Raw genomic sequence first — 13,842 nt, 5'->3', positions numbered from 1 at the left:
CCCTACGACGACGAGAAGCTGGGTTTCTTCAAGGTAGCGCAGCACTACTACTATCCCGGTTGGTGGGAGCCTGGTCCGTCGCTTACGTACCAAGTCAACAAGCGGGTCTGGGAGTCGCTTCCGGCCGAGTACCAGGCGATGTTCGCCGACGCAGCCCGGGTGTCAGGGCTGCGCATGCAGGCCCAATACGATGCCAGAAACCCTGCCGCCCTCACGCGGCTGCGCAAGCACAAGATCAAGGTGCAACCCTTCCCCGACTCGGTCATGGTCGAAGCCGAGAAGCATGCGCGTGATTTACTGGAAGGGTATGCAGCCAAGGATCCGAGCTATCGGCGCATCTACGAGCCGTGGAACAAGTACCGCATCGAATCGCGCGAGTGGTTCGCCACGGCCGAGCTCGCGTTCGCCTCGTTTGCGTTCAGGCCCGGGTGAATCAGTCTTCCGCCGGCCCTTAGCCGCTATGGTAATCGATCGGGGCTGGAAGGGGGGGTGGGGACGTCGCTGATCGCTTCGCAAAGCCGCCTCAAACGATCGAGGGCATCGGGAACTCGCTTCCGGAGGCTCGGAGTCGCAACCAGGTAGATGAATTCCTTGTTGCGGAGATGGCTCACACGCCCGACCTTCTCACCAGCAGGATTGTGGATGCCGATCTGCGCGCCCACATAACGCTTGAAATTCTTGGCGACGACGAAGACTTCTCCGCGCCGGGACAGTATAGCCTCGACGCTCGCGCGGTCCTGGTAGCCTTCGTTGTTGAACGAAACAACGAGCAAGGGTGCTGAGAGCGTCTCCACAAGATCGGAAAAAGCTGCTTGGTGCCCGCGCTTCGAGTTGTAGGCGCTCTTGCGGGTGCGGCAGTCGGCTCGCTTGCAGGCGACGCCATTGACCTGTGGTTTGTCCCATAGAACGAGCGACTCCCAAATATGATAGTTCGACAGATAGCTGTGCTGGTTATAGGGCGGGTCGATGTACGCGATATCCGTGTCGACTTGCCGGGCGGCCAGGTTGGCATCGAGGCGAAGGGCCCGGCAGCGGCCGTGGCGGGCAGGCGCAAGGACATCCGGCATGCGCAGCTCGAGCCTGTTGTGGGAGCGCTGAGCCCAGTCCTTGACGTAGGCCATCTGTAGACCGCAGGTCGAGTCGACCCGATCGGCCGCTTCCATCAAGGACGTGAGAAGGACGCTCCTGAGGAGCGGGTCGAGCCCCTTGCTCTCGATGGCCTCGCGGATGGCATCGACGCGTTCACCATTGTGGGGCTGAAAGAAGCGCGACCTCTTGCAGAAAGTTTCGGTGAAATATCCGGGTACCCCCGGGAGCTTGTGGAGCTCTGCGAGGAGCGATCGCGCCGGACGCTCCACCTCCTGGAGGTCGGCCTCGACGTAACACTGCGCCAGGGTGTGGGCGTAGGCGTTGTGATCGTTGCTGACGACCCGAAGCCCGGCCTTCTTGAAAGCGTGTCCGCAGCGGCTCGTTCCCGAAAAGAGGTCGCCGATGCTCGAGAGCTCCGGGAAGGCGTGCAGGATCGCGACCAGCGACCCGAGCAAGGTGCGCTTCGAGCCGATGTATTTGATCATCGTGGCTTGGGCAGCAGGCCCCCGCCCGAGGCGGAGCTATCGGCGCGGACGGCGCGCTGCAGAACGATGCCCTTGCCGGCCCGCTTCCCGTGGCCGTAGGCTTCGGCGGCTGCGCGACTGCTGCGGCGCTCCCAGCGCATGTGCGGATGGCGCCTTCTGAGGAACCGGGTGAGCTCCTGGTCGCCCAGCCAGACCAGGTCTGTGTTCTTGCTGGCGGCCGATTGTTGCTCGAGCTTGTCCTTGAAGCCCCGCATCACGCCCGCAAGGTAGGCGAGCCTGTCCCGCTGGGGTGCGCCGTCGATAGTGCGATGCCGGAGCCACAGCCGCTGCGCGGTGTGGGTCAGAAACCCGTGGACATACACCGCCAGCTCCAGGTTTGGCTCGGTCCCGCAAACTTCGAGCACGCTGCCGCGCTTGGCCTCGAGCACTCGCCAGACCGGGATCCAAATCACTTCTACGAAGAAATGATCCGAGAGGATGGCAGCCAGGATCCGCTCCGCTTGGCTAACGCGTCCCGTCGGTCGTCCGATGTGGCGAACGCCGTAGGGCAGCTCTTCGTGGCTCTTCACGGCTTCCAGGTTTTGCTTCAGCATCAGCTGCCGGGCGGCCTGCATCGCTGCATGGGCTTCGTGCTCGTTCGGGCTTTGTGCGAGCGCGAGCAGCTTGGATACGCGTTCGAGGGTGCGCCTTCCCCGCGCGTCCCGCGAGCCGCGCGTCTGAGCGTTCGGCTGGTCCGGGATGTCCGGGATTCCGGCGGCGCGGGAATCGATGCCACGCTTCGAACAAACCTCGCGGAAGCGTGGTCCGTGAGACGTTTCATCGCGGATGCCGAGGTGCTCGTGCACGTATTGATGCGCCATCTCGTGCTTGAGCACTTCGACGACCGCGGGCCATGGCTGCGTGGCCAGCAGATCGCGCGAAAACTCCAGACGGCGGTCCCCGGCGACCCAGCGTCCCAACGTGCCGAGCGAGTTGCTCAAGGCGAGCACCGGCGGCCGGAGCCGATCGCGAAAGAGGCCGTAGTTGAGGGCTGCGTACTCCCGCTGCAGGGCACGCAAGGCGGCTTGCTCCAGTTGGGCGCGCAAGACTTCGCGAGCAACGGGCCGCGAGGGCGCTGTCTGCATGGCGCTGACGCTACCACACTCGACCGGCCGCGTGACCAGCGAAGCGCGCGGCTCTTGGAGCGGATCGGCCATGCGGTTCCGTTCAGAGAGCGCCGGAAGCGGAAGCCTCAGGCTGGGCTTCGACGTGCGTAAAGGCGCGGGCGGCGGCACGGCCGGCTGGCGCTTCCAGGCCGTGCGGGTATGTACAGGGCCATGTTGCCACGAGCCCCAAGGCGTCGGGTCGAGACAGCATCGCCACTTCGATTTCGATCCATCCCGTCCGGCGGTGTTGCGCCGCCTTCGAATACAGGGAGTATTCGCGCGCGGAAGGCGAGGCCGGTCACGAACGCTGGCCGGTCACTTGCGGTGCTTTCGGTGCTGGCCGCGCTGCTGGCGTGCACTCGGGCCAACGGCGAGCGGGAGGGTGATAAGGCATACCGTCTCAAGCGGCTCGATATGGTTTCGCGGCAGATCGGTGCCCGCGATGTGCGGGACAAGCGCGTGCTCGCGGCCATGCGGCGTGTACCCCGGCACCTTTTCGTGCCCGAGCGTTACCGGTCGCTGGCCTATTCCGATCAACCGCTCCCCATCGGGCACGAGCAGACCATCAGCCAGCCGTACATCGTCGGGCTGATGACGCAGCTAGCCCGCGTCAAGCCAGGCGACAAGGTGCTCGAGATCGGCACCGGCTCGGGCTATCAGGCGGCCGTGCTCGCCGAGCTTGGCGTCCACGTCTACAGTATAGAGATCGTGCAGGCACTCGCCAAGCGTGCGTCCGCCTTGCTGGAGAGGCTCGGCCACAAGGTCAAGGTGCGGCACGGCGATGGGTACGCGGGCTGGCCCTCGGAGGCTCCTTTTGATGCCGTGATGCTCACGGCCGCGCCGCCGCGGTTGCCGGAGCCGCTCAAGCAGCAGCTGCGGGTGGGGGGACGACTGGTTGCACCGGTGGGGGAGGGGTTTCAGCAGCTCATTGTAGTGACCCGCACCAAGGAGGGATTCCGCCGCCATGAAGTGCTGCCCGTGCGCTTCGTCCCGATGGTGGGTGAGGCCCAGAAGCGGAAATGAGCTGCGCCACCAAGGCCCGCCCTGCCCGAGTTAGGCGTCGGGTCAGAATAACATCGCCACTTCGATTTCGATCCGTTGACCCGACGCCTTGGCCGACCGATCGGTCCGCAGCTACGTGACCCATGCGCGCTCGGCACATCTTGATCGGAGGAGGCGCGCGTTCGGGCAAGAGCCGATTTGCATTGGCGCTGGCCCGTGATCTCGGCCCCCGCCGAGCATTCGTGGCCACGGCCGAGCCCGGCGACGACGAGATGAAGGCCCGCATCCGGGATCACCGGCGCGAGCGTGGCACAGGCTTTGACACCATCGAGGCGCCCAGGGAGCTCATTCCAGCGCTCGAACGGCTAACGAGCTACGACGTGGTCGTGGTCGATTGTGTGACCTTTTGGCTTTCGAACCTGCTCATGGCAGGCATGGCTGAATCCCAGATTCAGGCCGGTGTCGAGGCCCTGTCCGAGACGCTGGCGTCTTATCCCGCCGATCTGCTGCTCGTGAGTAACGAAGTCGGCATGGGCGTGGTACCCGAGACGTCCTTGGGCCGCCAGTTTCGGGACCTCGCGGGAAGGGCTCACCAGCGGTTGGCGGCGGCTGCGGACGAGCTCTACTTCGCGGCCTTGGGTGTTGTACTGCGCTTGCGACCTGGGCCGTTGCGGGTCATGGACTCGAACACGGCGTAGTGCGGCGGTTTGGAAACCCGATTCAGGTTTCAGGGCCGCTGTGCCTGACTCGACATTGGAGTCTACGGACGCACCCGCCAGGCTCGAGCGGAGCAGAATTGCTCGACTCGAGCCTGGCCGTCGCCGACCATGACCGCATTGCGATCACTACTGCTCGCTGTCGGCTTTCTCACCGGAGTGCCCGTGCGCGTGGCTCGCGTCAGTGACCAAGAACTGGCTCGTTCCATGGCGTTTTTCCCCCTGATCGGCGCTGGACTTGGGGGCAGCGCATACGCGCTCGCGTGGCTGCTGCAGGGACGGCTCTGGCCAGCGCTCATCGGCGCGCTGCTCGTCACCACGTTGGCCGTCCTCACGCGGGGGCTGCACCTCGATGGAGTTGCCGACACCTTTGACGGTTTGGGTGCTGCGCGTGGGGAGCCGGCACGCGCGCTCGAGGTCATGCGTGATCCTCACATCGGGGCCCACGGAGCCACGGCGCTCGTGCTTGTCCTGTCGCTGAAGGTGCTTGCCGTTTGCGAGCTCGCGCACGCCCAGCGACTGACCGCTCTGGTCGCGGCACCGGCCCTGGCACGCTGGTGCATCGTACCTCTGGCAATGGCGTTCCCCTACGCCCGCGCAGACGGTCTCGGCAAGCCCTTTCAACAGTACGTTGGCTGGCTCGAGCTGGCCGTCGCAACGGCAGCATGTGGCCTGATGCTGTACCTCGCCGGGAGCCCTGCGCTGCTGCTCCCGGTCGCTATCGCGGCGACCCTGGCAGCTGGCTTCGCCACGTTCGCAGCGCGGAGGCTGCGCGGGCTGACCGGTGATGTCTACGGCGCCGTCATCGAGTTGGCGGAAACGGCGTTTCTGCTGGCCGCCTGCGTCCGCGCTTTCTAAGGCGTCGGGTCAAAATAACATTGCCATGTCGGCTTTGAGGCGTCGGGCCAGCAAGGCGCGCTGTCGCGCGAATACTCCCTGTATTCGAAGGCGGCGCAACACCGCTGGACGGGATGGATCGAAAATCGAAGTGCCGATGTTATTTTGACCCGACGCCTAAGGTGCGTAGGTCAGGGCCACGCCGGCACTGAACCAGGTGGTGTTGAAGTCTAGCTCGCCACCGCCCTGAAGGCGGTTGAGCATCAGCTCGCCAGCAATCCGCAGGTAGCGGCTGATCGCATACTCGATGCCGAAGCCGGCTTCAAACCGCGGGCCGCTATCGACACGACCACGGCCGCGGTTGTTGTGGTTGTCAAGCTGCCCCCAGCCGACACTCCCCTGAATCCATGGCCTCAGGCGCGCGCGCACGGAGGATCTCGTGCCGATGTTCCAGCGAACGCCGGGCAATGCCGAAAGCTCCCAGCGCGGGCCGTAAGTCGAGCCCCAGCGCGAGTAGCTGAGGCCGAGGGTCGGAGCGATCCCGGAGCTCAGCTCGTACGCCAGGCGCGGAGCCACGAAGAACCCTGTTCCGGCTGTCTCGCCTTCGGAACCCACGGGAACGACAATACCTGCCTCAGCGCTGGCGGAGAATCCTCCGGGATGGGACTGGGCCCAAGCCCGCTGTCCGAGAGCCAGTGCCGTCAGCGCAACCAGTGTGGCGCGCATGACGCCAGACTATCAAAAGGCCGCACAATAGGGCATATCGGACTCATGCTTGCGGGTCGTCGGGCTGCATATACGACAAGGGCGTGGAAGGCGGCCTGCTGTTGTGCGCTCTTGGCGCTGGCAGCCGCTTGCGGGCGCTACGCGGGGCGCCCAAGCGTGGCCGCAGTGAGTCCGCTGCCGAACCCAGCGAAAGCGGGCGCGCCTCTGTGGTGGCCCAAGCGGTCGATCGCAGTGGATGTCGCAGCCAATCTCAGACGCCTGCTTGACGAGCACGATACGGATGGCGACAAGCGCATCACGGTGCAGGACGTCGTGCACGAGCAAGGCGCTGCGGGTCGGCGGTTCTTACTGCTTTCCGCGGCGGGTCAAGGCTTCGAAATAGCGGGCACCTACTACTTGTCCAATCTGCTGCAGGAGCTGACGCTGGCACGATCGCGGCTCTCAGCGCGAACCGGCTGCCGGTGCTCGGGGCGGGACTCTCCTTTGCGAGCCCAGAGCGCGTGCGACGCAGCATGCTCAATCGGGCAGCTCGATCCCGCGCTGGTGTTCGAGGCGCCGGTGAAACGCATTTCACGCCTCATACGTCAGCGCTATTGGGACGGGCTGACGCGCCGCATCGACGAAGCGGGGCTGGCGGGCATTCTGCACGACGATAAGCTGCCGCAGGGTGGCAGGCATTACCTGTACGTTCCGTTCCAGGACGAGCGCGCGTATGCCTACTTCCAGGGAATCGCCGATCGACGAGCCGACTTGAAGCTAAGCGTTGTGCGCCTGCCGCGCGAAGTCACTCCTGGCTACGTTCGCGGGTTGGGCTTGCGTCATGGCCTGCTGTCGCTGGGACTGGCTCGGGGCAGCGACGGCAAGCTGCACGGCCTGCCCTTTGTCGTGCCGGGCGGGCGCTTCAACGAGATGTACGGTTGGGACAGCTACTTCGAGGTGCTGGGGCTGCTGGTGGACGATCGTGTCGAGCTCGCCAGGGCCATGGTCGATAACTTCGTTTACCAGGTCAGTCACTACGGCAAGATCCTCAACGCCAACCGCACTTACTACCTGACGCGGTCCCAGCCGCCCTTTCTTGCTCCCATGGCGCTTGCGGTGTTCGAGCGGCTCGGAGCCAGCGATCCCGAACGCCAGGCACGTGCCTGGCTGAAGCGAGCCCTGCTGGCGGCAATCGCGGAGTACAGGAACGTCTGGACCCGGAAGCCACGATTGACCGAGCTCGGCCTGAGCCGGTACCACGGGGCTGGGCTCGGTCCGCCGCCGGAAGTCGAGCCGGGACACTTCGACGCCATCTACCGGTCGCATGCTGCGGTGCGCGGGCTATCGGTGCGTGATCTGGCTCGACGTTATGAGTCCGGCGAGCTGCGCATACCGGAGCTCGACCGTTTCTTCGTACACGACCGCTGTGTGCGCGAATCGGGTCACGACACGACCTACCGTTGGCAGCGGGACGGCGACCGGTGCGCCGATTTCGTCACGGTTGATCTCAACGCGCTGCTTCACCGCACGGAGCTCGACATCGCGCGAGCCCTCAAAGACCACTTCGGTGGCCAGATCAAGGGGCCCAAGGGGTTGGAACGGAGCCGGGACTGGTACGAAAGAGCGCGCGTTCGGCGCTCGCTCATGTTGCGGTATCTATGGGACTCCGAGCGCGGTCTATTCTTCGACTACGATACCAAGCAGGGCGGCCGTCACGACTACGTGAGCGCAACCACGCTCTATCCGCTCTGGGCCTGGCACCGCGATGATCCCGAGACGCGCATTCTGAGCCCGCAGGATAGCGCGCGTCTTGCGGCAAGGGCGCTCGAGGCGCTGGAGATGCCGGGCGGAGTCGCCGCTTCCGCCCGGGCCTCACGCGGCGCATTGTCGGACGCGCGCCCGCCGCGCCAGTGGGATTTCCCCTACGGTTGGCCCCCGCATCAGATGCTCATCTGGGAGGGACTTCGCGAATCAGGAATGCAGGGCACCGCCGATAGGCTCATCTACAGGTGGCTGTACACCATCACCCGCAATGCGGTCGACTACAACGGCACGGTGCCTGAGAAGTTCGACGTTCTCCAACGCTCCCACAAGGTTTTTGCCGAATACGGCAACGTAGGCACCGAATTCGCTTACATCACTCGCGAAGGCTTCGGCTGGATGAACGCGTCCTATCAGGTCGGTCTCTCACGATTGCCAGCGCATCTACGCGAGCACCTCGACCGGCTGACGCCGCCCGAGTGGCTGTTCAGATAGACTGCTGTGTTGGTCGTTGGCTCGTCGCTTGCTGTGTGGTCGGGCCTACGCTTCGTGCGCAAGGCGGCGCGCCGGGGCGTCCCCGTCGCTATCGTCAATCTGGGATCCACGCGTGCCGGCTCCCTGGCGCGCGTACGCGTGGCGGGACGCGCGGGCGCAGTGCTGCCGGCGCTGGCTTCGCATCTCTAGCCTGAAACTTCAGTAAATCCCAGGTACGAATTTCCAGGGAACGGCCTTCTTGTACTGCGCGTACTCGGGATTGGAGGCAGTCATGAACATGTCTTCACGTTCCGAGCGTATCCAGTAAGTAATGAAGTAGGTGAGCCCCGATAGGTAGTGGGCGGGCTTGGTCATATCGGGCAGGAAACTAACGTAGAACATGGCGGCCTCCAGCGTATAGTTGGGGTGTCTCACCACACTGAAGAAAGCGGAGCGGCGCACGCCCTTGTCGACCATCACTCCGAACATCGTACCCAGATTCCAGATGGACAGCGTGTAGAGCAAATTGAGGAACAAGTCTGCCGCAAAGATCGCGTGGTAGAGCGGTCCTTCCGTGATTCCTGGCTCTGATCCGAAAGCAGGGTAGACAAAGCGCCACAGGGCCGTCCCGAGCAGCGGTCCATAGCAGACCCCGTTGGTGATCCAGCCAAGGAGTGTGAAATCGACGTTGCGGATACTCTTGGTCCACAGGATCGAAACGATGCTGTGACCGTAGCCTACGATGCAGCCCACGATGGTGACCGAGAACAGCGCCAATCGAACGATGCCGAAGAGCGCCTCGCTCGACTTGTAATCCGGCGTGCTCGCCAGCATCGCGCCGAGGGAAGGTAGAAACGCGGCGGGGTCGTGAAAATCGAGACCCAGGTCACGCCAACCGAGGTCGCCCATGGCCGCGAGGTTGCTGGCCAAGAAGCCCCAGAGCGTATGCGCGAAGGCATAGGCGAGCAGCAGCTGCAGGACCCAGTTGAGCACGAATCGATCGAGCCAGGGGTAGCTGCGTACTTGGTGCCACGGAAACCAGCGGTAGGTCGGCGGCCGATAACGCAGACGCTGCCAGAGCAGCCCCAGGGGAGACCGACGCTTGCGCAGCAGGACAAGATAGTACAGGGTTCCGACCAGCAAGCTGGCGGGCAGCCTCAGCGAGGGAGCGGACAGGGTGTTCCACAGCGATGCGAGCGGGGGCGCCATCGATGTCCCGGCCAGCACCTGAGCGAGCTGCGCGCCGACATGGGCGACCGCCAGAAGGGAAACGCTGACCAGCACGTAGATGGCGGGAGGTCCTATCACGACGTGAATGAGAAGCTGGGCCTTGCGCAGCCTGGCGAGCAGGCCCCGGATCATCTGGGCGATCCTGGCGTAACGGTCCCGCTGCCACAGCCGCCCCAGCACGAAGAGCCCGAACAGGACCAGTACCGCGTACTCGAGGCCCAGGACCCACGGGGCGTTCAGATACGCGACCTGGGTGGGAATCGTGTAGGGTGAGACGGTTGCTCCGAGCAGATCGGCGTGAGTGCGCCGCTCGATGACGCAATCTGCATCATGCGTGCGTACGCGCCTGACGCGCAGGCGGCCCACCCAGGTACGGGCGCGATAGACGTTCAGCTCCGTTCGTTCCCGGAGCCCGTTCTGGTCGCCGATGTCGATCCGGGCAAAACCGCCTCGCAGCTCGACCACGCTGCCCTGGATGCCCATGGGCCAGCTGAACCCGGCGGCGTCGTAGCGCGCGACCGCCTTGCCGCTTTCGATCCGCTCCAGCACGGCACGTCCGATGGGCGCGCGCCAACCCGGGTTGAAGCGGTAGATCCCTAGCTCGCGTCCGGGTTTCAGGTTTGAGCCCTCACCCAGCTCGAACTCCAGCCTCGAATGGTCCACGACGCGGCTCACGTTGTGGTGCCGCGTATTGAGCTGATGCAGCGGCGCCAAAGGCAGCAGCAGCAAGAAGAGCGTCAGGGCTGCCACAAACGCTTCGTGAACGAATCGGTTGAGGCGAGCCCGGAGCATTGCGGCCATTTCAGCTGCGCAAGGTAGTGCTCTACCAGAGCGTCGGCCAGGGGGCTCGCTCCGACTGCGAGGTGGGTCGCTGTAGCCACACCTGTGAATCCGCTGCCACGTTGCTCGAGCTCGTGCGCAATCAGCCTGCGAAGCGCGAGGCAGCACGATGCTCGGACTGCGGCCCCGGCGAGGCACCGGTGCCTCGCTTGGGTGGCAGGGATCGAGTAGTCTCGGAGCCCCCAGAACGCCCAGCGTTTTTTGGCGTGCTTTCTGCTTCGTGCCAGCCTACAACCTGGCACCGCAGGCAGCTGAGCCGGCGGATTTCGGGACCGACTCATGGGTTCGTCGTCACATTGGACCAGCACAGCGACTGAAATCGGCACGGCGGCTGAAATCGGCACGGCCCTGCGCTCGGCGGGAGCCGAGCGTAGGGCCCTCGTGCTCGCGGCAGGCGTGGGGCGCCGCCTTCTGCCCATGACCAGCGAGCGGCCCAAGGGCCTGATAGAGGTTCGCGGCGTACCATTGCTTTGGGGCATTCTCGATGGCCTCAAGCGTGCGGGCATCCGGCAGTGCGTGCTGGTCGTGGGTCACCGGCGAGAGCTGATTCAGGCGGCCGTCGAGTCATGGCGATTCGACTCGATGCGCATTCGCTGGGTGGTCAACGAAGACTTCGCCGCTACAAACACGCTCCACTCGGTGGCTCGGGCTGCCCGGGAGCTGGCAGGGGCGCCTTTCGTGCTCGTCAACGGTGACCTGTGGGCCCGTCCTGAAGTTTTCGACCGCGCGCTGACCCCGCGCTTTGTCGCATCGGGCGGGCCGCTGCGGGTCGGGCTGACCATCGCCGTCGATCGACGCGTGCGCTTGGACGCAGAGGCCATGAAAGTCAGCGTCGACACGGAGGGTCGCGTGCGCCGAGTCAGCAAGCAGCTCGCGTTGGAGCATGCTGCAGGCGAGTCGATTGGGGTCTACTCCTTCGACACGTCAAGCGGAGCATGCTTCCTCAGCCGGGTGCTCGAGCTCGCGCGTGAAGGCAACGCCGGCGCTTTCTATGAAGCGGCGCTCGACCAGCTGCTGCAGCAGGGGATGGTGGCGCACCTGGTTGATGTCCCGGCCCGCTGCTGGGTCGAGGTCGATGACCACACCGATCTCGCTCGAGCCCGGCGGCTGGCTTCCGGGCGGGTTTTGACGCGCAGCGCCGGTGGCGACCTCGCTCATGCAAGGGCGGGTCCATGAAGAGCTGCGAATCCACGCACTACGCTTCTCGATCGCTGAAGTCTGTGGGCCCATCGCTCCAGTCTGCGGGGCGGTCTGTATCGTCGTGGACACTTCGAAAATCCCTGAAGGAGCTGGCCGTCGAGGAACCGGTCAACCGCTACCTGCACCGGCCGCTGGCCTTTGCGCTCATCCGGCCGCTGGAACATCTGAGCCTGCCGATCTCCCCGAATCACATAACGCTTCTATCGGGGGCGCTGGGCCTCGGCGCGGCTGCCTCCTGCTATCACGTGATCGAGGGCGGACCCGGGTTCGCCGTGCTGGGGGCGCTGTTGTTGTTTCTCTCCGTCGTGCTCGACTGCGCTGATGGCATGCTGGCCCGGCTTCGCGGTGGAGGCAGCCGGTTTGGCATGCTGCTGGATGGATTCATCGATCTCGTGGTCGGCGTATCAATCTGGTATGCGCTCGCTCGCACGAGCGTGACCTACCTCGGGGGGGGTGGATGGGCGTGGCCGCTGGCCGTGCTCGTTCTGGTCAGCATCGTTGTGCACTGTGCGTTCTATGACCAGTACAAGGAGCGCTATACGCGCAATGTCACTACGCAGGTCCGCTCGCCGCATCGGGGCGAACCTACCGCCGCGGGTGCCCGGGGTGGCTTTGTGCGCCTGGCCGGGCGCTTGCACCGGCTGTACGAGACGATTGTCGGCTCCCCGGAGGCCGGCACCTTGCGGAGGCCGGACGTCGATGCGGCCGCTTACCGGCGTGCGCTCGCCCGGCCCATGGCTCTGATGAGGTGGTTGGGGCTTGGCAGCAACTTGACCGTGATGTACGTGGCCATTCTGTTGTCGGCTTGGCAGCCGATGGCCCCGTGGTGGCTTGGCCACATCGTGATCAACGGTGCAATGAACGCGATGCTGATCGTCGCGGTCGTTTCGTGGAAACGTGCAGAGCAAGGGTTAGGACCCGCCACAAAATAACCTGCCCACCTCGCAGGCTCCAAACGCCGCTGGCTGTGTTGCTCCTCCTCGAAATACCCGCAGTATTCCTCGTCGTCGCGCCTTGTCAGCGACGCCCGGTCCTCTGCGATCTGCACAGGTTATTGTGTGGCGGGTCCTTAGCCGAGGGCACGGCCGGGGCCTGAGATGCAGGCTGTGTTGTGGATAGGGCCCGACGCCGACCCTTTGCGCCGGGTCGCCGGGCTGAGCCTGGCTGCACGCAACGAGCGCGTGGCGCGCTCCGCTGGAGCGCAGCGCGTCTTTTTTGTGTGCCCTTCTCCAACGCGCGCGGCCGAGCTCAGGGGCGCGCTGGTTAGCGAGCTCCCGGATTGCCCGGTCGTGTCGCTCGACGAGCTGCCGGCGTCCGCTTCTGTTACGCACGATTCTCACGCCGATGAGGACGTCCTGCTGCTGTGCGCTCATGCGGTCTACCATCCCGAGGCCGTGGCCCTGCTTGCCGCGCCGCACGTAAGGGAGGTCAGCTCGCTGGTCGACGCTTCGGGCCGCGCGCTGGGCGCTTATCGCCTGCGTGCCGAGACTCTCCGTGAAGTCTTGCGCCGTGGTGCCGGCTCGCTTACCGAGGTCGAACGGGCTGTCACGGATGCGAGGATCCCTCGGCAAGAGGTAGCGACGGGGTCGGGTTGGTCAGTCATACCGGTTGGCGATGCGGCCAGCGCTCGGCTTGCTGCCGACAAGCTCTGGGCCGCCTGCCGCAAACCTGTGGACGGTCTCGTGTCGCGCAACCTCAATCGGCACATCAGCCTTTGGATCAGCCGTAGGCTGGTCGACACGCGGATCACGCCGAACCATATCTCGCTGCTGTGCATCGGGCTCGGGCTTGCGGCCGGAGCGCTCGCGGCACAAGGCGGTTATGCCTGGATTCTGGCGGGCGCGGCGGTGTTCCAGTTGAACTCTATCGTGGATGGAATCGACGGGGAGCTGGCGCGCGTCAAATGGGCGCACAGCCGGCTGGGTGAGCTCCTTGACTCGGTAGGGGACAACCTCGCGAACTTCTGTTTCTTTGGCGCGCTGGCGTGGGCGAGCTGGCGTGGCGGCGAGGCCCAATCAGCGCTTGCCGGTGTTGCTGGGCTTGGGCTCTGGTCGCTCTACCTCGTCTACCTGTACACCCACCTGTACCGCCTGAAACGAGGCGACGTGCTGCTGGTCACGCGCCCCGCGCAGGGCGCCAGCGGGCTGGTCGTAGGGCTCACGAGGCTCGGCCGTACCCTGCTGCGGCGCGACTCCTTCGTGATGCTCACCTTCCTGCTCGCGTTGGCGGGCGCGGCGCACCACATGCTCGTCGTGGTCTTTCTGGGCGGCCTCAGCGTGTTTTCCTACGCGTGCGCTTCCCTGCTCGCAGCCAGCCGGCTGCTCCGGGCAAGGCGTCGCGCAAGCCGGGCCGGCGCCT

The 13,842-nt window shown here is 65.1% G+C and carries 12 protein-coding genes and 1 pseudogene; 9 read left to right on the top strand and 4 right to left on the bottom strand.

Annotation, left to right across the window (positions count from 1 at the left end):
* On the top strand, positions 1-432 hold a 432-nt coding region (locus MJD61_20095; protein MCG8557564.1), incomplete at its 5' end, for an ABC transporter substrate-binding protein.
* Positions 433-458: 26 nt separating this feature from the next.
* Here the strand turns inward: MJD61_20095 and MJD61_20090 are convergent.
* A complete protein-coding gene (locus MJD61_20090) occupies positions 459-1,574 on the bottom strand; it encodes a DNA adenine methylase (protein MCG8557563.1) in 1,116 nt (371 codons plus the stop codon).
* The gene (locus MJD61_20085; protein MCG8557562.1) at positions 1,571-2,770 is read right to left on the bottom strand and encodes a SprT-like domain-containing protein; all 1,200 of its coding nucleotides are present in this window, start codon (positions 2,768-2,770) and stop codon (positions 1,571-1,573) included. The genes MJD61_20090 and MJD61_20085 overlap by 4 nt, the downstream gene beginning before the upstream one ends.
* Before the next feature lie 273 nt (positions 2,771-3,043).
* On the opposite strand from MJD61_20085, the gene MJD61_20080 reads away from it, so the two are divergent.
* From MJD61_20080 to cobS, 3 genes are all read left to right on the top strand, one after another.
* Entirely contained in the window at positions 3,044-3,742 is a 699-nt protein-coding gene (locus MJD61_20080) for a protein-L-isoaspartate(D-aspartate) O-methyltransferase (protein MCG8557561.1), read from the top strand.
* Between the two features lie 122 nt (positions 3,743-3,864).
* The gene (cobU, locus tag MJD61_20075) at positions 3,865-4,419 is read left to right on the top strand and encodes a bifunctional adenosylcobinamide kinase/adenosylcobinamide-phosphate guanylyltransferase (GenBank protein ID MCG8557560.1); all 555 of its coding nucleotides are present in this window, start codon (positions 3,865-3,867) and stop codon (positions 4,417-4,419) included.
* Between the two features lie 129 nt (positions 4,420-4,548).
* Entirely contained in the window at positions 4,549-5,295 is a 747-nt protein-coding gene (cobS, locus tag MJD61_20070) for an adenosylcobinamide-GDP ribazoletransferase (GenBank protein ID MCG8557559.1), read from the top strand.
* Positions 5,296-5,451: 156 nt separating this feature from the next.
* Here cobS and MJD61_20065 read toward each other — a convergent pair whose 3' ends face one another.
* Positions 5,452-6,000: an outer membrane beta-barrel protein gene (locus MJD61_20065; GenBank protein ID MCG8557558.1), complete on the bottom strand. Its 549-nt coding sequence runs from the start codon at positions 5,998-6,000 to the stop codon at positions 5,452-5,454.
* A gap of 231 nt (positions 6,001-6,231) precedes the next feature.
* On the opposite strand from MJD61_20065, the gene MJD61_20060 reads away from it, so the two are divergent.
* Both MJD61_20060 and MJD61_20055 read left to right on the top strand, forming a co-directional pair.
* Complete coding sequence (locus MJD61_20060; protein MCG8557557.1) at positions 6,232-8,235, top strand: alpha,alpha-trehalase; 2,004 nt, start codon at positions 6,232-6,234, stop codon at positions 8,233-8,235.
* A gap of 3 nt (positions 8,236-8,238) precedes the next feature.
* A pseudogene (locus MJD61_20055) lies at positions 8,239-8,424 on the top strand (NAD-dependent deacetylase).
* 9 nt (positions 8,425-8,433) lie between these two features.
* Here the strand turns inward: MJD61_20055 and MJD61_20050 are convergent.
* On the bottom strand, positions 8,434-10,245 hold the full coding sequence (locus MJD61_20050) for a hypothetical protein (GenBank protein ID MCG8557556.1): 1,812 nt from the start codon (positions 10,243-10,245) through the stop codon (positions 8,434-8,436).
* Between the two features lie 318 nt (positions 10,246-10,563).
* Between MJD61_20050 and MJD61_20045 the strand changes: the two genes are divergently transcribed.
* The 3 genes from MJD61_20045 to MJD61_20035 form a co-directional block, all read left to right on the top strand.
* Complete coding sequence (locus MJD61_20045; GenBank protein MCG8557555.1) at positions 10,564-11,460, top strand: phosphocholine cytidylyltransferase family protein; 897 nt, start codon at positions 10,564-10,566, stop codon at positions 11,458-11,460.
* A complete protein-coding gene (locus MJD61_20040; protein ID MCG8557554.1) occupies positions 11,457-12,416 on the top strand; it encodes a CDP-alcohol phosphatidyltransferase family protein in 960 nt (319 codons plus the stop codon). Before MJD61_20045 ends, MJD61_20040 begins: the two co-directional genes overlap by 4 nt.
* Before the next feature lie 174 nt (positions 12,417-12,590).
* Positions 12,591-13,842 (top strand): CDP-alcohol phosphatidyltransferase family protein (locus tag MJD61_20035; GenBank protein ID MCG8557553.1); only part of this gene is annotated, 1,252 nt, incomplete at its 3' end.

This window comes from Pseudomonadota bacterium (genome assembly GCA_022361155.1).
Lineage (GTDB): Bacteria > Myxococcota_A > Polyangia > Polyangiales > JAKSBK01 > JAKSBK01.
Note: the sequence above shows the minus strand (reverse complement) of the source record. Positions and strands in the feature narration are given on the sequence as shown.

Excerpts from the sequence above, each read along its gene's own strand:
- MJD61_20085 (MCG8557562.1), bottom strand. The coding sequence starts at position 2,770 with ATGGCCGATCCGCTCCAAGAGCCGCGCGCTTCGCTGGTCACGCGGCCG.
- MJD61_20045 (MCG8557555.1), top strand. The coding sequence starts at position 10,564 with ATGGGTTCGTCGTCACATTGGACCAGCACAGCGACTGAAATCGGCACG.
- MJD61_20065 (MCG8557558.1), bottom strand. The coding sequence starts at position 6,000 with ATGCGCGCCACACTGGTTGCGCTGACGGCACTGGCTCTCGGACAGCGG.
- MJD61_20040 (MCG8557554.1), top strand. The coding sequence starts at position 11,457 with ATGAAGAGCTGCGAATCCACGCACTACGCTTCTCGATCGCTGAAGTCT.
- MJD61_20050 (MCG8557556.1), bottom strand. The coding sequence starts at position 10,245 with ATGGCCGCAATGCTCCGGGCTCGCCTCAACCGATTCGTTCACGAAGCG.
- cobS (MCG8557559.1), top strand. The coding sequence starts at position 4,549 with ATGACCGCATTGCGATCACTACTGCTCGCTGTCGGCTTTCTCACCGGA.
- cobU (MCG8557560.1), top strand. The coding sequence starts at position 3,865 with ATGCGCGCTCGGCACATCTTGATCGGAGGAGGCGCGCGTTCGGGCAAG.
- MJD61_20090 (MCG8557563.1), bottom strand. The coding sequence starts at position 1,574 with ATGATCAAATACATCGGCTCGAAGCGCACCTTGCTCGGGTCGCTGGTC.